Here is a 16307-nt window from a genome sequence, read left to right as displayed (position 1 = left end):
CTACGCATGGGAATCAACTACTCAGTCGACGCGGACCCGGACGCGACCGCGAAAGCGATGCTCCGGGAGCGTCACATGAGCCACAAGCACAGCAAGGAGGTCGCCCGCGAGATCAAGGGCCGAACCGTCGAAGACGCCCGGGCGTACCTGCAGGACGTGATCGACGAAGAGCAGTCCGTGCCGTTTCGCTCGCACAACAGCGGCGTCGGTCACCGCTCGGACATCGACGGCTGGGACGCCGGCCGCTACCCCGAGAAGGTCTCGGGGGCGTTCCTCGATCTCCTCGAGAACGTCGAAGCCAACGCGGACCACCAGGGCTTCGACGGATCGTCGATGGAAATCGTCCACGTCGCCGCCCACAAGGTCGGCGAGTCGGTCGGTCGCAAGCCCCGCGCGATGGGGCGGGCGAGTTCCTGGAACACGCCGGAAGTCGACGTCGAGATCGTCGTCAGCGAGGACGGAACAGAGGACGAAGAAGGTGATAGCTAATGGCTGACGAACACCAGTTCATCGAAAACGGCCTGCAGCGGTCACAGATCGACGAGTTCTTCGCCGAAGAACTCGGCCGCGCGGGCTACGGTGGCATGGACGTCGCCAAGACGCCGATGGGAACCCAGATCGTCCTCAAGGCCGAGAAGCCGGGGATGGTCATCGGCAAAGGCGGCGAGAACATCCGGAAGGTCACGACGGCCCTCGAGGAGAAGTTCAACCTCGAGGACCCCCAGATCGACGTCCAGGAGGTCGACGAACCCGACCTCAATGCACGGATCGTCGCGGACCGACTGGCCAACGCGCTCGAGCGCGGCTGGTACTTCCGGAAGGCCGGTCACACGACGATCGACCGGATCATGGAGGCCGGCGCACTCGGCGCCGAGATCGTCCTCTCGGGGAAGGTCACGGGCGCACGATCGCGCGTCGAGAAGTTCAACCGTGGCTACATCAAGCACAACGGCGAACCCGCAGAGGAGGTCGTCGACCACGGCCAGGGCGTCGCGGTCATGAAACTCGGCACCATCGGGGTCAACGTCAAGATCATCCCGCCGGGTGCCGAGTTGCCCGACGACTTCCAGATCCACGAGGACCTCGATCCCGAGGAAGTCGTGCCGGACGCCGTCGAGGCCAACGAGGCCGAAGGCGTCGAGGAACTGCTCGAGGGCGAACCCGAGGAGACCGACGCGGCCGACGCCGGCGTCGAAGCCGCGGCCGACGAGGCCGACGAGCCCGAGCCCGAACTCGATGAAGACGTCGAGGAAGTCATCGAGGAAGAAGTCGAGGCCAGCGAGGACGAGGACGTCGAGATTCCCGACGAGTCGCCGATCGAGGAGGACCTCGACGAACTCGAGGAAGACGTCGAAGCGGAAGCCGAGGAACTCGTCGCCGAGATGGACGACGAGGGAGATGCAGACGAGGGGGGTGACGCCTGATGGCGATCCTCCACGTCGAAGAGATCCGCGACATGACGCCCGCCGAACGGGAGGAAGAACTCGACGAACTCGAGACGGAACTGCTGAACCAGAAGTCCGTCCTCGCGGCCGGTGGGGCCCCGGAGAACCCGGGCCGGATCGGCGAACTGCGTCGCACGATCGCTCGGATCAAGACGATCCAGAGCGAGGAAGGCGATTTCGACGACGAATAAACGAATGCCACTGACACCCGAGACACTGCCGCGACACGAACTCAACGGCCTCCCCGTGCGGATCGTCGAGAGCGACGATCCCTCGCGGGTCGGCATAGCGGGGCGTGTCGTCATCGAGACGACGAACACCCTGTCCATCGAAGTTCGTGACGACGGCGAATCTCGGGTCGTCATGGTACCGAAATCGGGCTCGACGTTCGAGTTCGCGATCACAGATGACGCCGCCGACTCCGCGAAGGGGTCGGGGACCGCGTCCAAACTGGCCGACACTCAACCCGACACGTCCGATGAATCGGACAGGTCGGACCGAGCTGGCGGCGATGCCGCTAGCTGTCGTGGCGATGCCCCCTCGCGGGACCACCGCCACGCTGCCGGCGAGGACGTGGCCTACGTTACGGTCGATGGCTCGCGACTGCTCTCACGACCCGCCCGACGCACGGAAACGAATGGTGATTCACCATGGCAATAGGATTAGACGTTGAAACCCCTCCGGAACCGGAAAACCCGGAGGAATACGACTACGAGAAGTGTCCGTTCTACGGCGAGCTTCCCGTTCGAGGGCAGATCCTCGAAGGGCAGGTCGTCTCGACGGACATGGAGAAGACCGTAGTCGTCGAACGAGAGTACGACGTGGCGGTCCCGAAGTACGACCGCTACATGAAGCGACGCTCGCGCATCCCGGCTCACGTACCGGGCGTGCTCGAGCCGCTCTCGGTCGGTGACACGGCCAAGATCGCAGAGACCCGACCACTGTCGAAGACCAAATCGCACGTGGTCGTCGAAGTAACCGAAGAAGCGACTGCCGAGGACATCGCCGAGCTCACTCGCCAGGTCGAACCTGAGCAGGAGCTGTCGGACGAAGACCTCGCCGCGGACGAACCGGAGGGTGATGAGTGATGGAGGCGATGAAAGCCGACGTCACGCAGGGACTGAAGAAGGGATCCCTGGTCACGTGTGCCGACAACACCGGCGCACGTGAACTGAAGATCATCAGCGTCTCGGGCTACCACGGCACCAAGAACCGCCAGCCGAAGGCGGGACTCGGCGACAAGGTGACCGTCTCGGTCACGAAGGGGACTCCCGAGATGCGCCGGCAGGTCCTCGAGGCCGTCATCGTCCGCCAGCGGAAACCGATCCGCCGGCCCGACGGCACCCGCCTCAAGTTCGAGGACAACGCGGCGGTCATCATCGACGAGAACGAAGAGCCCCGAGGCACGGAGATCAAGGGGCCGATCGCCCGCGAGGTCGCAGAACGCTTCGGAGCAATCGCGTCCACCGCGACGATGATCGTATAGCTATGACCAGACAACCACACAAACAGCGAACCGAGACGGAGCGTGCCCCGCTGCACAAGCGACAGAAGCAGCTCCACGCGACGCTGTCCGACGAGCTCCGCGAGGAGTACGACACCCGTCGCACCCGCGTCAACGCGGGCGACACGGTCGAAGTCATGCGTGGCGACCACGCCGGCGAAAGCGGCGAGGTCCTGCGTGCGATCCTCGAAGACGGGACGATCCACGTCGAGGACGTGACCGTCGAGACGGCCGACGGTGAAGAAGTGCCGCGGCCGCTCGACCCCTCGAACGTCCGCATCACGGAGCTCGACCTCGAGGACGAGCGTCGCGAAGCACGGCTTGAAGGTGATACCGAATGACGAACCACCAGAAACGACTGTCAGTACCGAAGTCCTGGCCGGTCGAGCGCAAGACCGACGTCTTCACGGTCAAGGCCGGTGCCGGCCCGCACGGTAAGGAGGGCGTGCCGCTCGTCGTCCTGCTGCGGGACGTGCTCGGCTACGTCGACTCGAAGAAGGAAGCCCGATACGCCCTGAGCGAGGACGCGATCCTCGTCAACGGGGATCCGATCAACGACGAACAGCGCCCGATCGGCATGTTCGACATCGTTGCCTTCCCCGGGCGCGAGGAGTACTACCGCGTCTTCCCCGACGAGGGCGGTCGGCTCGCGCTGACCGAGATCGACGCCGAGGCCGCCGGAAGCCGCCTCGGCAAGATCGAGGGCAAACAGCAGGTCCCGGGTGGCGACACCCAGTTGACCCTGCACGACGGGACGAACGTCGTCGTCGACGAGGAGGAGTACAGCACGAACGACTCGATCGTCGTCGACAACGACGACAAGTCGATCGTCGCCCACTTCCCGTTCGAGGAGGGCGCGCTCGTCACGGCCGTCCGTGGCAACCACGGCGGCAAGATCGGCGAGATCGACGCGATCGACGTCACGCCGGGCAGCGGCCCGAACACCATCAGCGTCACCACCGACGATGGCGGCTTCGAAACCATCGAGGAGTACGTCGTCGTGATCGACGAGAACTTCACGGGTGATGACGATGAGTAGCGAGGCCGAAGCCGACTTCCACGAGATGCGCGAACCGCGCGTCGAGAAGGTCGTCGTCCACATGGGCGTCGGTCGCGGTGGCCGCGAACTCGGGAAGGCCGAGGAAATCATCGAGGAGATCACGGGTCAGGAGAGCGTCCGAACCCAGGCGAAGAAGACCGAACCCGACTTCGGGATTCGCCAGGGCGACCCGATCGGCACGAAGGTGACCCTTCGTGGCGAGGACGCTTCCGACTTCCTCGAAAAGTCGCTGCCGCTCGCGGACCTCTCCACGACGCAGTTCGACGACACGGGGAACTTCAGCTTCGGTGTCGAGGAACACACCGAGTTCCCCAGCCAGGAGTACGACCCGAACGTCGGGATCTACGGGCTGGACGTCACCGTCAACCTGGTGCGTCCGGGCTACCGGGTGGCCAAACGTGACAAGGCCAGCCGATCGATCCCGTCGAGCCACCGACTGACGCCCGGGGACGCGATCGCGTTCCTCGAGGCGACATTCGACGTCACCGTGGAGGAGTCCGCAGATGAGTGAAAGCGAAACCGAAAACGATCACACGGGCGAGCACGCGGCAAAGCGTACCGGCCAGATCGAGGAGTGCCAGCGCTGCGGTCGCAAACAGGGACTCGTCGGCAAGTACGACATCAACCTGTGCCGGCAGTGCTTCCGCGAGATCGCCCGCGACATGGGATTCAAGAAGTATCGATAACATGACCGGAAACGATCCACTCAGCAACGCGCTCTCTGGGCTCGATAACGCCGAGAGCGTCGGTCATCTGACCCACGAGGTAACGCCCGCCTCGAACGAGATCGGCAGCGTGCTCGAGGTCTTCTACGACCGCGGGTACATCGACGGCTTCGAGTACGTCGACGACGGCAAAGCCGGTCAGTTCGAGGTCGAACTGAAAGGAGCGATCAACGAGTGTGGCCCCGTCAAGCCCCGCTACGCCGCAGGCGCCGACGACTTCGAGAAGTGGGAGAAGCGCTATCTCCCCGCTCGGGACTTCGGTGCGCTCGTCGTGACGACGAGCAGCGGTATCATGAGCCACTACGAGGCTCGTGAGCAGGGGATCGGCGGCCAGGTGATCGCATACGTCTACTAACCATGCGAGTCGAACTGGAAATACCCGAACCCGTATCCGTCGAGGTCGACCATCTCGACGTGACCGTCGATGGACCGGAAGGCACCGTTTCGCGGCGCCTCTGGTACCCCGACGTGACCGTCGAACTCGAGGACGACACCGTGGTGATCGAAAGCGAGGCCGAGGACGCGAAGACCAACGCGACCGTCGGCACGTTCGAGAGCCACATCCGGAACGCTTTCCACGGCGTGACCGAGGGCTGGGAGTACAAGATGGAAGTCTTCTACTCTCACTTCCCGATGCAGGTCCGCTCGGAGGGCGACGAGGTCGTCATCGAGAACTTCCTCGGCGAGAAGGCAGCGCGACGAACGACTATCCACGGTGAGACCGAGGTCTCCGTCGACGACGAGAAACTCGTCCTGTCCGGCCCGGACAAGGAGGACGTCGGACAGACGGCGGCGGACATCGAGCAGCTGACGCGCGTCAGCGGCAAGGACACCCGCGTCTTCCAGGACGGGGTCTACATCACCGAAAAACCCGCCAAAGGAGGTGCCTGATAGATGGCAGACGACGAACAAGAATCGGCTGGGGACGAACCGCAGGACCTCGAAGATATCAGCGGCGTCGGCGCGAGCAAAGCGGACGCGCTGCGTGACGCTGGCTTCGAATCGATCGAGGACATCAAGGAAGCCGACCAGGACGACCTGGCGGAGGCCGATGGTGTCGGCAACGCGCTCGCGGCCCGTATCAAGGCCGACGTCGGCGACCTCGAAGTCTCCGAGGAGACCGAAGCCGAGATCGAAGACGAGGCCGTCGAGGAAGAAGAACCCGAAGAAGACGTCGAGACCGAACTGCAGCCACGCGGGCTGACCGAGAAGACGCCGGAACTTTCCGACGAGGAGCAGCGGCTGCTCGACCGCCGCCGGAACGTCGGCAAACCGCAGTTCAACCGGCAGGACTACCACAAGAAGAAGCGGACGCCCGAATCCTGGCGACGGCCACGCGGCCAGCTATCCAAGCAGCGCCGCGGCGTCAAGGGCAAGGGCCCGAAAGTCGAGGCCGGCTTCCGCACGCCGAAAGAAGTCCGGGGGAAACACCCCAGCGGCTTCGAAGAGGTCCACGTCGAGAATACGGCCGACCTCGAGGGCGTCGACGGCGATCGGGAAGCAGTCCGGATCGCTTCGACCGTCGGTGCGCGCAAGCGCGAACGGATCGAGGAAGCGGCCGAGGACCAGGGCGTCCGCGTCCTGAACCCGACCTACGAGGAAGTCGAGGTGGAATCCAATGACTGATCTCTCCGCGCAGAAACGACTGGCAGCCGACGTCCTCGACGTCGGCGAGAATCGGATCTGGCTCGATCCCGACGCCCAGGCGGACATCGCCGAGGCGATCACTCGCGACGAGATCCGCGAACTCGTCGACGAGGGCCGCATCCAGGCCGAAGCAGCCGGCGGCAACTCCCGCGGCCGTGCTCGCGAGCGCAACGCGAAGCGCGCCTACGGCCACCAGAAGGGGCCGGGCAAGCGCCGCGGCAAGAAAGGCGCACGCCAGAACGAGAAAGAGGACTGGGAGAACAAGATTCGTGCACAGCGACGGAAACTCCGCGAACTCCGCGACAAGGGCGAGATCACGCCCACGCAGTACCGCCAGCTCTACAAGAAGGCTGGCGGTGGCGAGTTCCGGAGCGTCCGGTACCTGTTGAACTACATCGACGACAACTACGGTGACCAGTAATGGCGACAGGACCACGATACAACGTTCCGATGCGACGTCGCCGTGAGGTCCGGACGGACTACCACCAGAGGTTGCGCCTGCTGAAATCGGGCAAACCACGCCTCGTCGCTCGCAAGAGCAACAAGCACACTACGGCGCAGCTGATCACTCCCGGACCTCAGGGAGACGAGACACTTGCAAGCGCACACTCCGGCGATCTCGAAGCGTACGGCTGGGAGGCCCCGACGAGTAACATCTCGGCGGCTTACCTGACCGGCCTGCTGGCCGGCAAACGAGCCGTCGAGGCCGGCCTCGAGGAAGCGGTCCTCGACATCGGCCTCAACACGGCGACGCCCGGCAACAAGGTATTCGCCGTGCAGGAAGGGGCGATCGACGCCGGCCTCGAGATCCCGCACAACGACAGCGTGCTCGCAGACTGGTCGCGTACCCGCGGCGAACACGTCGCCGAGTACGCCGAGCAGCTAGACGAGCCGCTGTACAGCGGCGAGTTCGACGCGACCGACCTACCAGAACACTTCGACGAGGTACGAGAGGCGATTCTCGAATGAGTGGAAACAACTACAACGACGACGGATGGGAGCCCGTCACCCGTCTCGGCCGGAAGGTCCAGGAGGGCGACATCGACACGATGGAAGCCGCTCTCAACTCGGGCCTCCCGCTGAAAGAGCCCGAAATCGTCGACCAGCTCCTTCCCGGACTGGACGACGAGGTACTGGACATCAACATGGTCCAGCGTATGACCGACTCCGGACGACGCGTGAAGTTCCGCTGTGTCGTCGCCGTCGGCAACCGCGACGGCTTCGTCGGCTACGCGGAAGGCCGGGACGACCAGGTCGGCTCCGCCATCCAGAAGGCGATCGGTATCGCGAAGCTGAACATCATCCAGGTCCCGCGCGGCTCGGGCTCGTGGGAGGACCGATCGGATCGGCCCCACTCGCTGACCCGACGCACGAAGGGCAAGGCCGGCTCCGTCGAGGTCGAACTCATCCCTGCCCCCGAAGGGCTGGGACTGGCCGCGAGCGATACCGTTCGAGCGGTCATCGAACTCGCGGGTATCGAGAACGCCTGGACCAAGAGTCACGGCAACACGCGAACGACCGTGAACCTCGCGAAGGCGACGTTCAACGCGCTCGAGAACGCCTCGCAGTCGCGACACCCGCAGCGGCGTCCGAACCGAGAGGAACCGGAGGTGGCTGAGTGATGAAGGCCATCGTCCAGGTTCGTGGCGAGGTGAACCGCCAGCAGGACGTCGAGGATACGCTGTCGATGCTCAACATCCACAGCGTGAACCACTGCGCCCTGGTCCCCGAGACGGACGCCTACGAGGGGATGATCGCGAAGGTCAACGACTACGTCGCCGTCGGCGAGCCCGATGCGGACGTGCTCGAGACGGTGCTCGAAAAGCGCGCCGAACCCCTCGAGGGCGACCAGTCCGACGTCGACGAGGAGTGGCTCGCCGAGAACACCGAGTACGACGACTTCGGCGAACTCGCCGAGGCGCTGGTCGCCGAGGAGACGACGCTTCGCGACGAGGGACTGTCGCCGACGCTACGTCTCCACCCGCCGCGTGGCGGCCACGACGGCATCAAGAAGCCGACCGTCGAGGGCGGCCAACTCGGAAAACATACAACCCAGCAGATTAACGACCTGCTAGAATCGATGCGATAACCATGACGAGCAAAAAACGACGCCAGCGTGGATCGCGCACGCACAGCGGTGGCTCCCACAAGAATCGACGTGGTGCAGGCCACCGCGGTGGCCGCGGCCGCGCCGGGCGGAGCAAACACGAGTTCCACAACTACGAACCGAAAGGGAAGCACGGGTTCAAGCGACCGCACGACATCCGGGACGAGGTCAAAGAGATCGACGTCCAGAAGCTAGACGAGGACGCGATCCTCTACGTCGCCGACGACATCGCCGAGGAGACCGACGACGGCTACAGCCTCGACGCGCGCGACATCGTCGAGGACGGCCACGAGGCCGACGTCGTCAAGGTCCTCGGCTCCGGGCAGGTCCGCAACAGCCTCGAGGTAACGGCGGACGCCTTCTCCGACGCGGCTCGCGAGAAACTCGAGACCGCCGGCGGTGAAGCGGTGGTCTCCGAACGAGCCCAGGAAGCCGAAGAGGCCGACGCCGAATCCGAACAGGACGAGGAATAACATATGGGATGGAAGGAAGCCGCTGAACCGGTCCTGACACGGATGCCCGCGGTCCGTCGTCCGGAGGGGCACGTCCCCTTCAAGCGCAAGCTGGCGTGGACGGCTGGCATCCTGATGTTGTACTTTTTCCTGACCAACATCACCCTGCTCGGACTGTCCGGGCAGGGGACCGACCTCTTCGGCGAGTTCCGCGCGATCCTCGCCGGATCGTTCGGGTCGGTGCTGCAAGTCGGTATCGGACCGATCGTCACCGCCAGCATCGTCTTGCAGCTGCTGGGTGGGGCGAACCTGCTCGGACTCGACACGGACGATCCGCGCGATCAGGTCCTCTATCAGGGCCTCCAGAAGCTGCTCGTCGTCATCATGACCGCGCTGACCGCGCTCCCGATGGTGTTCGCCGGCGGCTTCCTGCCTGCCCAGTCGTCGCTGACCCTCGGCGGGTTCACCTTCGGCCAGACGCAGGTCCAGCTCCTGATGTTCGCCCAGATCTTCGTCGGCGGTATCCTCATCCTCTACATGGACGAGGTCGTCAGCAAGTGGGGCGTCGGGAGCGGGATCGGCCTGTTCATCATCGCCGGCGTCAGCCAGCGACTCGTCACCGGGTTGATCCAGCCGGCGGAGGGCGGCTTCTTCTACGACTGGTACCGGATCGTTACCGGAGAGGTCGAGGTCGGCTCGATCGTGGCCGGTGACGGACTGTACACGATCTTGCTCCAGGAAGGCCACCTCGTCGCGCTGCTGACGACGCTGCTGATCTTCGGGATCGTCGTCTACGCGGAGTCCGTGCGGGTCGAGATCCCGCTCAGTCACGCCCGCGTCAAGGGTGCCCGCGGCCGCTTCCCGGTGAAGCTCATCTACGCGAGCGTCCTGCCGATGATCCTCGTCCGGGCGCTGCAGGCCAACATCCAGTTCCTGGGCCAGATCCTCAACAGTCAGTGGGGAATGCCCTCGTGGCTGGGAACGTACAACAGCCAGGGCCAGCCCGTCGACGGGTTCTTCTACTACGTCGCCCCCATCTATTCACCGAGCGACTGGATGTGGTTTACCGGCGAACTCGGGCAGGAAGCGTGGAAGGTCATGATCCGCGTCGGCATCGACGTGACGTTCATGGTCGTCGGCGGCGCAGTCTTCGCCATCTTCTGGGTCGAAACCACGGACATGGGCCCGGAGGCGACGGCGAAGCAGATCCAGAACTCCGGGATGCAGATCCCCGGCTTCCGCCAGAACGTCGGCGTCATCGAGAAGGTCATGGAGCGGTACATCCCGCAGGTGACCGTCCTCGGCGGCGCGCTGGTCGGCCTGTTGGCCGTCTGGGCGAACATGCTCGGTACGATCGGCGCCGTCAGCGGAACCGGGCTGTTGCTCGCCGTCTCCATCACGTACAAACTGTACGAGGAGATCGCCGAGGAACAGCTCATGGAAATGCATCCGATGATGCGCCAGATGTTCGGAAAAGAATGACGAATATGTGGGCCTCTACGGCCTAAATTCGGCTGAATTCGATCATTCAATTTCTCAATTTTCTCCAACCGCTGACTCACATGTCTTGGCAGCTCACCCGGGGGGTGAGACTGCATGATCGGCCGTCGCGAGTTCCACGGCGGCGCGATCGACGGGACCTACCAAGCGATCACGGAGCGTCCCGAGCTCGAAGACCAGGCTGAGAAGGTCGAGTACGCGACCGATCCCGAGGACGCCGGCGAGGAACGGACCGAAAACGTCCCGATTCCCGACGACCTGGACACGGTCGAGCGCCCTGACGTCGACGGCCAGTCGACCTTCTCTGATTGGGGGTGGTCACAGTGACGACCGGCTACGTCGTCAACCTCGACAATGGCCACAATGGCTACTGCTTCGAGGTTCTTCGCGGTATCACCTACTGCGGGTGCACGTTCGATCCCGAGACCGTCGAGCGTGAACGCTATGCGATCGGTCGTGACGACGACCACCCGCACACCACGCTCTGCTTTGACTGCTCAAAGGCCGATACTCGGAAAGTCCGCGGTGCAGCGCGAGGTGGTTCGGCGTGAGCGACGAAGTCCTGGAGCGCCTCGAACGCGCCTCCGAGAACCACCCAAACGCCACCGCAAAGCGGCTGCTCTGGCTAGCCGACGCTGATCCCAGCTACCTCGAGGCCGCCGAGGCGATCGTCGCTGGCGATAGTCCCTCTAAATCGGAGCACGATTCACGTAATAGCACCCGGAACCGCGGAAGAGAGTCGCATACGCAGTTGCGTCCGGACCTGCATGCACAGTTCGACGAATGGGCGGACGCCGATTTTGCGGATCCCCGTTCAGGAATATGGCCCGACGAGTTGCTCGAGCGCGAGCAGTGGATGGGCCACCGTGAGAAGAAACCCTTCGCTCCGTGGGGCGATACGAACGCGCCAGCGGACTGCGACAAGGGCGGCCACGATACCGCAGCACAGTGTGACTGTGACGCGCGATTCAAGTGGGGCTACCGGGGCCACTACGTCGACGGCGAGACCGTTACGATGGCCGAGATCGATCCGCGCCTCGACGGTCGGGCGTTCATCCAGCGCGAGGACGATCCCTACGTCTACGTCGATGGCGACGACGTCCGCTGTCCCGAGACTGGCGACGTCCACCCGGCGTTCGTGGCGCTCCTTGAGCATCTCGGTGCCACCTACGCCGATATATCGCAGTCCGGAGCCGGCGTCCACGCGATCTACCGCGGTGACTTCGGTAATTTCGACGACGACATCAAGCAAGCAAGTTGGCGCCTCGACGAGGATCCGTGGGGCGAGAACGACGACCTTCCATCGATCGAGATCTACCCTGGCAAACGCGTCTGCGTCGCAACCGGCGAGCATGTCCCTGGGTCCCCTATTGAGGTCCGCGAGTGGAACGACGACGTCCTCGAGGACCTCCTAGATGCGAACGACCAGCTCCCGAACCGACGTCGAGACGAGGACCCTGATCACGTCTCGATCGATCGCGACGACTACGACCTCGAGGATTACGAACCGGAGGCGACCTCGAGCAACGAGACAACAGACGACGTCCGCGACATCTTCGCCGCGATCAACCGCCTCGACGCCCAGCGGGTCGCCGAGAAGACGATCGTCCAGCGGTGGAACGATGACGCCACCACGAGTGACGGCGAGCGAGCGTTCTGGCCGACGTGGGGGTCACTCTCGGACGGCGGGACCGCGAACATCGTCAACTCCGAACGCTGGCAGGACACCGGTGAACTCGGCGGCTACGGAGGCCCCGTCACCATGGCCGCAATCGACGCCGGTGAGGTCCGACTGGCGAACGCCCGTCCCGTCGACGGCGAGACCTGGTGGCGTGGCGTCGACCATCTCCGCGAACTCGGCTTCGATATCCCCAAGTACGAACCGTCAAGCGACGACGCGTATAAGGACGACGGCGATGGACGCGCGGTCTCGGCACTTCCGATCGGCCAGTTAGACGCGCTCGACCCTGCTGAACGCCGGCGCTACGCGAAGAAACGCGGCCTCGAGTGGCCGTCGACGGACGCCGCTCGCGATGAGCTCTTCGAGACGATCGCCGAGGTCATGCGCGAGGAAGACGACCGGATCGTCGACGCGCCGACGGCACTCGGGAAATCACACACGGTTGCCTCGACGCGCTGGGGGGCCCGCGAGGACCTCACCGGCGACCGGCCGGTCGTCCACCTGCTCGAGACGAGGGACGCTCGCGACGAGGCTGTCGACGTCGCCGAAGAGCACGGCGGTCAGTACCACGTCCTCCTCGGTCGGCACGAGGCCTGTCCCGTGTGTGCCGGCGACCACAATGGCGAGATCACGATCGATGGCGAGCCCGCTAGCGAGTGGCTCGACCGTCAGTGCGAGGGGAAGGGGATGCCCTTTTCGGCGGCCCATCGCTACCTCGAAGATCACAACGACCAGGGCGTCGATCTCCCTTGTGGCGGCGACCGCTGTACGGCGATCACCCAGTGGGAGACGTACCGCGAGGGGCCTGACGGCGACCTTGAGTACTGGCCGCTCGTCATCGCGACCCACAACTTCGCGTACGCGCCCGGACTGCGGACGGCGAACAACATCGTCGTCGACGAAGAACCCAGCTACGAACAGGACGATCTGACGACCGACCGGATCCGCGACGCCGTCGGTGCGTACCTCCGCGAGATCGACGCGCCGGTACAGACCTGGGAGGCGTTCATCCAGCTGTCCCGCCACGACGACTACCAGGGCGACGCGGCGCGCGAACGTGACGCGCTCGAAGACATCCTCTGGGAGGAGCCCGATCGGGAATGGTACTTCGAGAACGTCGCTGCTCACACGCTCGCGCCGGCGCTGGCGCGGGCGATCTTTCGCACTGAGGTGCGTGCGAACGGACGGCGGTTCGGCAAGACGATGCACGAACCCCCGCGACTCGAAGCCGGCGTTCGCGATGACGACGACTGGAACCGGGAGTGGGTCTCGGTCGTCCTCGACGAGTCGAACGACATCCGATCGGTTCGCGTTGTCCCGGACTTCGGATCGGCACGCTCACTCGTCGGACTCGACGCCCACCCCGCGGCGCCGCTGTGGCAGGCCAACACCCTTCCCTGGATCAAGACCACTGAGGTCCTCGATTCCGAAGAGCGCCAATTGTGGCGGCGCTACGAACGCGGACTTCGCGTCGTCCAGGTTGGCGACGCGACCCGGCCGCTGTCGGGTGACCAGGCACTGGAGTGGCTCAATGAGGAAAAACTCGAGGCGCTGCTCGACCATCTCGTCGACGAGTACGGCACCCAGTTCCGCACCGCGATCACGACCGCACAAGTCGAGGATCATCTCGAGGAGCTCATGGAGGAGGCCGGCTGTCACCGGCCGGAGTTGATGCACTTTGGTGAGGAGAAGTCACGCAACGACTTCGCGAATGAACGCGTTGGGCTCGTTAATGGCTGTATGGATCCCGGTGACGACTACGTCCTGGACCTGCTCGCCGAACTCGAACTCCAGGCCGAGGTCGAGACTGCCATCAACGACGCTGGGCAGGAGTATCGGGCCCGTGGTCGTGGGTTCGAGGGTGAGGACGCCGAGACAGCTCAGGAGATCCTCGCAAGCGTTCGCGAGAACCACATCGCCCAGGCAGCTGGTCGGTACGCCCGTGATCCGACCGATCCCGACGTTACCGCGACGGTGTTCATCCGGACCGACGCGATGCCTGCCGGGTTCGCTGACGTCCAGGTGCCCGGCGTCGAGTGGGTCTTCACTGACCTTCAGGAGGAGATCGTCGAAGAACTGCGCTCGAGTGCCCGATCGAAGTCTGCCCGCGAAATCGCCGAAGCAGTCGGTTGCTCGAAGGAACATGTCCGCCAGACACTCGAGCGACTGGCCGACGACGAGGTCGGTGAGCCCGCGATTCATGTGGCGGAGGGTGCTGGGTCACACGGAGCAACGCTCTACAGTGACTCCGGCCTGCCATCCGTTGGGTTCGTGGACATTCAGGAACCGCCAACTCCCCCCTACGGAAACTCTAGTAGGTGGGCGTTGGCGATCCGCACCCCCGCAGACGGTGGTGACGTTGATCGAGAGGTGACTGAGGCGGATAGTGGCGACACTCACCCGTCAATCTGGCCCCGATCGGCCTCTGATCAAGGTGACTGATGTCGCCACCCCCCGTCGTGACGACGCCCCAGCGGACCTCCCGCCCAGTGCCAAGTACGTCATCTTCGTGCTCAAGGAAAGTGGTGGATCGATCACTCGGTCCCAACTTCAGGAGCGAACCGATCTCGCCGATCGGACGCTCGATCGAGCACTCGATCAACTCGAATCTGTGGGGGTGGTCCGTCGCGATCGTGATGCCGAAGATCTACGTTTTGTTCGGGTTGTGTTCGATGGCTCTGTTGAAACGCGCAGTAGATGATTGATCTGGGGCCCTCCAGCGATTGATATAGGAGGCTCATTTATCGAGACTCACCGAACAACACGGTTGATTATCACTCACTTCATTCCACGAGCCATTTATAAGTCGGTGGCCAGAACGAGTTTCTATGGGGAATTTAACAAGGCGTACAGAGACTCATCCGGCTATCGAGATTATAGATAAAATATCTGAAATTGAAGGACAAGATCCGTCAGAATTGCCCCCTCTCTATAACACCGTTGATCCTGATTCTCTTGAGCGACTAGCTGAGTCAACCAAGATTCAGTTCGAATATATGGGACACAATATTACTGTCGAAAACGGCACAATATCTATCGACGAGTAACTTGGTGAACTGAATATCGAAAATAGTGGTGTAAAGAAATTCTAGTTGCCGATCAGAGACAGTAGATTCGAAAGATGCCGTCCAAGTCGTTCTCTATCCACGTGGGAACCAGCAGAGGCGGTTCTAGAAAGTACATGTGAATAATCCATACTTCCGGAGCAATTTCTCAAATATGCTGCAAGGTATTATTTGATGTGAATGTGTCCGTCACTTCGTACGGTTACCGCGTATCCCTCGTACTCAAACTCAATTTGAGCTGTTGCTTCAGTATGGGAGACCAACGCGGTAAGAGCGTCCGGGTCAACGACCTCGTAAAGTGAATCAAGATCAAGAGGATCAACATCTTTTGCATCTGCGACCATCATAACGACTGCCGTTGCAGGTTCATCCCAAGTTCCCGATTCGTCATTCCCCCTGTGGATATTGGTCTGCATCGTTTACCACACATATTCAATATCATATATGGGTAGTGTTCGTTCATTACCGTTCAATTTCTATGCCTCTGTAAAAGCCTCTGTTACGTCCCCTAATAGGGATTGACCAGATTCCAGATCCCGGTAACTGTCACATCAGAACGGTCGCATGCTTTAAATACAAATAGTGAACACCGTTATCCGTGACAGATTCAGAAATCGACCAAGAAACCGAGACAGAGGAAGAAACCGAGACGGAGGAAGAAACCGAGACGGAGGAAGAAATCGTGATAGAACAAGAAACAACGGAATCGGACGGACTGCTCGCTCGACTCAAACAACTGCTCACTCGACTCAAACAACTGTTCACTCGCGGGTGACTGGGAGCAGGACAAACTGACAGACCAGTCAGAGCAGTCACGGGCTAATTTTCCTGAGTACCCTCGTACAGCATACTGTTGATGCAGCGCTGTCTTGTGATTTCACATTGATTGCCACGTACTGTATCACTGGTTCGGAACCGCTCTATACATTAATCTCTGTCAACTGAGGAGCGAACGAACTGTATCAACGACCTCCTCCCGAAGCGCGAGAACGAATTTTAACAGAACGAAGTAGGCGAAACGTCCTGAAGCCCTCGAAATCCGGCATCTCAAAGCAACGGTCGCCATTATGGCGCTCGTACGGACTCTTATCAACTCCTCTCGACATATATGCAAATAACAC

The 16307-nt window shown here is 62.7% G+C and carries 25 protein-coding genes; 24 read left to right on the top strand and 1 reads right to left on the bottom strand.

Annotation, left to right across the window (positions count from 1 at the left end):
- The first annotated feature begins 6 nt into the window (after positions 1–6).
- From MUG98_RS11885 to MUG98_RS11775, 23 genes are all read left to right on the top strand, one after another.
- Positions 7–489 (top strand): 50S ribosomal protein L22, encoded by a 483-nt coding sequence (locus MUG98_RS11885; RefSeq protein WP_265112319.1) that lies wholly within the window; start codon positions 7–9, stop codon positions 487–489.
- Positions 489–1424, top strand: a complete 936-nt coding sequence (locus MUG98_RS11880; RefSeq protein WP_265112318.1) for a 30S ribosomal protein S3 — start codon at positions 489–491, stop codon at positions 1422–1424. Before MUG98_RS11885 ends, MUG98_RS11880 begins: the two co-directional genes overlap by 1 nt.
- On the top strand, positions 1424–1636 hold the full coding sequence (rpmC, locus tag MUG98_RS11875) for a 50S ribosomal protein L29 (RefSeq protein ID WP_265112317.1): 213 nt from the start codon (positions 1424–1426) through the stop codon (positions 1634–1636). The genes MUG98_RS11880 and rpmC overlap by 1 nt, the downstream gene beginning before the upstream one ends.
- A 4-nt stretch (positions 1637–1640) precedes the next feature.
- Entirely contained in the window at positions 1641–2105 is a 465-nt protein-coding gene (locus tag MUG98_RS11870) for a ribonuclease P protein component 1 (protein WP_265112316.1), read from the top strand.
- Positions 2096–2533 (top strand): 30S ribosomal protein S17, encoded by a 438-nt coding sequence (locus tag MUG98_RS11865; protein WP_265112315.1) that lies wholly within the window; start codon positions 2096–2098, stop codon positions 2531–2533. The genes MUG98_RS11870 and MUG98_RS11865 overlap by 10 nt, the downstream gene beginning before the upstream one ends.
- On the top strand, positions 2533–2931 hold the full coding sequence (locus MUG98_RS11860) for a 50S ribosomal protein L14 (RefSeq protein WP_265112314.1): 399 nt from the start codon (positions 2533–2535) through the stop codon (positions 2929–2931). Before MUG98_RS11865 ends, MUG98_RS11860 begins: the two co-directional genes overlap by 1 nt.
- A gap of 2 nt (positions 2932–2933) precedes the next feature.
- Positions 2934–3290 carry a 50S ribosomal protein L24 gene (rplX, locus tag MUG98_RS11855; RefSeq protein WP_265112313.1) on the top strand — a complete coding sequence of 119 codons (357 nt, stop codon included), beginning with the start codon at positions 2934–2936 and terminating at the stop codon, positions 3288–3290.
- Positions 3287–3988, top strand: coding sequence for a 30S ribosomal protein S4e (locus MUG98_RS11850; RefSeq protein WP_265112312.1), 702 nt, complete (start codon positions 3287–3289; stop codon positions 3986–3988). Before rplX ends, MUG98_RS11850 begins: the two co-directional genes overlap by 4 nt.
- Entirely contained in the window at positions 3981–4520 is a 540-nt protein-coding gene (locus MUG98_RS11845; protein ID WP_265112451.1) for a 50S ribosomal protein L5, read from the top strand. The genes MUG98_RS11850 and MUG98_RS11845 overlap by 8 nt, the downstream gene beginning before the upstream one ends.
- Positions 4513–4695, top strand: coding sequence for a 30S ribosomal protein S14 (locus MUG98_RS11840; RefSeq protein ID WP_250141688.1), 183 nt, complete (start codon positions 4513–4515; stop codon positions 4693–4695). Before MUG98_RS11845 ends, MUG98_RS11840 begins: the two co-directional genes overlap by 8 nt.
- Position 4696: 1 nt before the next feature.
- Positions 4697–5089: a 30S ribosomal protein S8 gene (locus tag MUG98_RS11835; protein WP_250141689.1), complete on the top strand. Its 393-nt coding sequence runs from the start codon at positions 4697–4699 to the stop codon at positions 5087–5089.
- Positions 5090–5091: 2 nt separating this feature from the next.
- On the top strand, positions 5092–5625 hold the full coding sequence (locus MUG98_RS11830; RefSeq protein ID WP_265112311.1) for a 50S ribosomal protein L6: 534 nt from the start codon (positions 5092–5094) through the stop codon (positions 5623–5625).
- 3 nt (positions 5626–5628) lie between these two features.
- Complete coding sequence (locus MUG98_RS11825; protein WP_265112310.1) at positions 5629–6360, top strand: 50S ribosomal protein L32e; 732 nt, start codon at positions 5629–5631, stop codon at positions 6358–6360.
- The gene (locus tag MUG98_RS11820) at positions 6353–6802 is read left to right on the top strand and encodes a 50S ribosomal protein L19e (RefSeq protein ID WP_265112309.1); all 450 of its coding nucleotides are present in this window, start codon (positions 6353–6355) and stop codon (positions 6800–6802) included. Before MUG98_RS11825 ends, MUG98_RS11820 begins: the two co-directional genes overlap by 8 nt.
- A complete protein-coding gene (locus tag MUG98_RS11815; RefSeq protein WP_265112308.1) occupies positions 6802–7350 on the top strand; it encodes a 50S ribosomal protein L18 in 549 nt (182 codons plus the stop codon). The genes MUG98_RS11820 and MUG98_RS11815 overlap by 1 nt, the downstream gene beginning before the upstream one ends.
- Positions 7347–8003, top strand: coding sequence for a 30S ribosomal protein S5 (locus tag MUG98_RS11810; RefSeq protein WP_265112307.1), 657 nt, complete (start codon positions 7347–7349; stop codon positions 8001–8003). The genes MUG98_RS11815 and MUG98_RS11810 overlap by 4 nt, the downstream gene beginning before the upstream one ends.
- Positions 8003–8470 carry a 50S ribosomal protein L30 gene (locus MUG98_RS11805; protein WP_265112306.1) on the top strand — a complete coding sequence of 156 codons (468 nt, stop codon included), beginning with the start codon at positions 8003–8005 and terminating at the stop codon, positions 8468–8470. The genes MUG98_RS11810 and MUG98_RS11805 overlap by 1 nt, the downstream gene beginning before the upstream one ends.
- 2 nt (positions 8471–8472) lie before the next feature.
- Positions 8473–8961 (top strand): uL15m family ribosomal protein, encoded by a 489-nt coding sequence (locus tag MUG98_RS11800; RefSeq protein ID WP_265112305.1) that lies wholly within the window; start codon positions 8473–8475, stop codon positions 8959–8961.
- Positions 8962–8964: 3 nt separating this feature from the next.
- A complete protein-coding gene (secY, locus tag MUG98_RS11795) occupies positions 8965–10422 on the top strand; it encodes a preprotein translocase subunit SecY (RefSeq protein WP_265112304.1) in 1458 nt (485 codons plus the stop codon).
- A 114-nt stretch (positions 10423–10536) separates the two neighbouring features.
- On the top strand, positions 10537–10767 hold the full coding sequence (locus MUG98_RS11790) for a hypothetical protein (RefSeq protein WP_265112303.1): 231 nt from the start codon (positions 10537–10539) through the stop codon (positions 10765–10767).
- On the top strand, positions 10764–10991 hold the full coding sequence (locus tag MUG98_RS11785; RefSeq protein ID WP_265112302.1) for a hypothetical protein: 228 nt from the start codon (positions 10764–10766) through the stop codon (positions 10989–10991). Before MUG98_RS11790 ends, MUG98_RS11785 begins: the two co-directional genes overlap by 4 nt.
- A complete protein-coding gene (locus MUG98_RS11780) occupies positions 10988–14563 on the top strand; it encodes a hypothetical protein (protein WP_265112301.1) in 3576 nt (1191 codons plus the stop codon). The genes MUG98_RS11785 and MUG98_RS11780 overlap by 4 nt, the downstream gene beginning before the upstream one ends.
- Positions 14564–14949: 386 nt before the next feature.
- Positions 14950–15168 carry a HalOD1 output domain-containing protein gene (locus tag MUG98_RS11775; RefSeq protein WP_265112300.1) on the top strand — a complete coding sequence of 73 codons (219 nt, stop codon included), beginning with the start codon at positions 14950–14952 and terminating at the stop codon, positions 15166–15168.
- Positions 15169–15353: 185 nt separating this feature from the next.
- On the opposite strand, the gene MUG98_RS11770 is transcribed toward MUG98_RS11775, so the two are convergent.
- On the bottom strand, positions 15354–15602 hold the full coding sequence (locus MUG98_RS11770) for a HalOD1 output domain-containing protein (RefSeq protein WP_265112299.1): 249 nt from the start codon (positions 15600–15602) through the stop codon (positions 15354–15356).
- A 182-nt stretch (positions 15603–15784) separates the two neighbouring features.
- Between MUG98_RS11770 and MUG98_RS11765 the strand changes: the two genes are divergently transcribed.
- On the top strand, positions 15785–15961 hold the full coding sequence (locus tag MUG98_RS11765; RefSeq protein WP_265112298.1) for a hypothetical protein: 177 nt from the start codon (positions 15785–15787) through the stop codon (positions 15959–15961).
- Positions 15962–16307: the final 346 nt, after the last annotated feature.

This window comes from Halosolutus halophilus (assembly GCF_022869805.1).
Taxonomy (GTDB): Archaea; Halobacteriota; Halobacteria; order Halobacteriales; family Natrialbaceae; genus Halosolutus; species Halosolutus halophilus.
Note: the sequence above shows the minus strand (reverse complement) of the source record. Positions and strands in the feature narration are given on the sequence as shown.

What these genes read in the sequence shown, in the direction of transcription:
- MUG98_RS11845 (WP_265112451.1), top strand. Translation starts at nt 3,981, where the DNA reads ATGAGTAGCGAGGCCGAAGCCGACTTCCACGAGATGCGCGAACCGCGC.
- MUG98_RS11825 (WP_265112310.1), top strand. Translation starts at nt 5,629, where the DNA reads ATGGCAGACGACGAACAAGAATCGGCTGGGGACGAACCGCAGGACCTC.
- MUG98_RS11865 (WP_265112315.1), top strand. Translation starts at nt 2,096, where the DNA reads ATGGCAATAGGATTAGACGTTGAAACCCCTCCGGAACCGGAAAACCCG.
- MUG98_RS11850 (WP_265112312.1), top strand. Translation starts at nt 3,287, where the DNA reads ATGACGAACCACCAGAAACGACTGTCAGTACCGAAGTCCTGGCCGGTC.
- MUG98_RS11860 (WP_265112314.1), top strand. Translation starts at nt 2,533, where the DNA reads ATGGAGGCGATGAAAGCCGACGTCACGCAGGGACTGAAGAAGGGATCC.
- MUG98_RS11880 (WP_265112318.1), top strand. Translation starts at nt 489, where the DNA reads ATGGCTGACGAACACCAGTTCATCGAAAACGGCCTGCAGCGGTCACAG.
- MUG98_RS11775 (WP_265112300.1), top strand. Translation starts at nt 14,950, where the DNA reads ATGGGGAATTTAACAAGGCGTACAGAGACTCATCCGGCTATCGAGATT.
- MUG98_RS11800 (WP_265112305.1), top strand. Translation starts at nt 8,473, where the DNA reads ATGACGAGCAAAAAACGACGCCAGCGTGGATCGCGCACGCACAGCGGT.
- MUG98_RS11885 (WP_265112319.1), top strand. Translation starts at nt 7, where the DNA reads ATGGGAATCAACTACTCAGTCGACGCGGACCCGGACGCGACCGCGAAA.
- MUG98_RS11770 (WP_265112299.1), bottom strand. Translation starts at nt 15,602, where the DNA reads ATGCAGACCAATATCCACAGGGGGAATGACGAATCGGGAACTTGGGAT.
- MUG98_RS11840 (WP_250141688.1), top strand. Translation starts at nt 4,513, where the DNA reads ATGAGTGAAAGCGAAACCGAAAACGATCACACGGGCGAGCACGCGGCA.
- MUG98_RS11790 (WP_265112303.1), top strand. Translation starts at nt 10,537, where the DNA reads ATGATCGGCCGTCGCGAGTTCCACGGCGGCGCGATCGACGGGACCTAC.
- MUG98_RS11830 (WP_265112311.1), top strand. Translation starts at nt 5,092, where the DNA reads ATGCGAGTCGAACTGGAAATACCCGAACCCGTATCCGTCGAGGTCGAC.
- rplX (WP_265112313.1), top strand. Translation starts at nt 2,934, where the DNA reads ATGACCAGACAACCACACAAACAGCGAACCGAGACGGAGCGTGCCCCG.
- MUG98_RS11815 (WP_265112308.1), top strand. Translation starts at nt 6,802, where the DNA reads ATGGCGACAGGACCACGATACAACGTTCCGATGCGACGTCGCCGTGAG.
- MUG98_RS11810 (WP_265112307.1), top strand. Translation starts at nt 7,347, where the DNA reads ATGAGTGGAAACAACTACAACGACGACGGATGGGAGCCCGTCACCCGT.
- secY (WP_265112304.1), top strand. Translation starts at nt 8,965, where the DNA reads ATGGGATGGAAGGAAGCCGCTGAACCGGTCCTGACACGGATGCCCGCG.
- MUG98_RS11820 (WP_265112309.1), top strand. Translation starts at nt 6,353, where the DNA reads ATGACTGATCTCTCCGCGCAGAAACGACTGGCAGCCGACGTCCTCGAC.
- MUG98_RS11805 (WP_265112306.1), top strand. Translation starts at nt 8,003, where the DNA reads ATGAAGGCCATCGTCCAGGTTCGTGGCGAGGTGAACCGCCAGCAGGAC.
- MUG98_RS11870 (WP_265112316.1), top strand. Translation starts at nt 1,641, where the DNA reads ATGCCACTGACACCCGAGACACTGCCGCGACACGAACTCAACGGCCTC.
- MUG98_RS11835 (WP_250141689.1), top strand. Translation starts at nt 4,697, where the DNA reads ATGACCGGAAACGATCCACTCAGCAACGCGCTCTCTGGGCTCGATAAC.
- rpmC (WP_265112317.1), top strand. Translation starts at nt 1,424, where the DNA reads ATGGCGATCCTCCACGTCGAAGAGATCCGCGACATGACGCCCGCCGAA.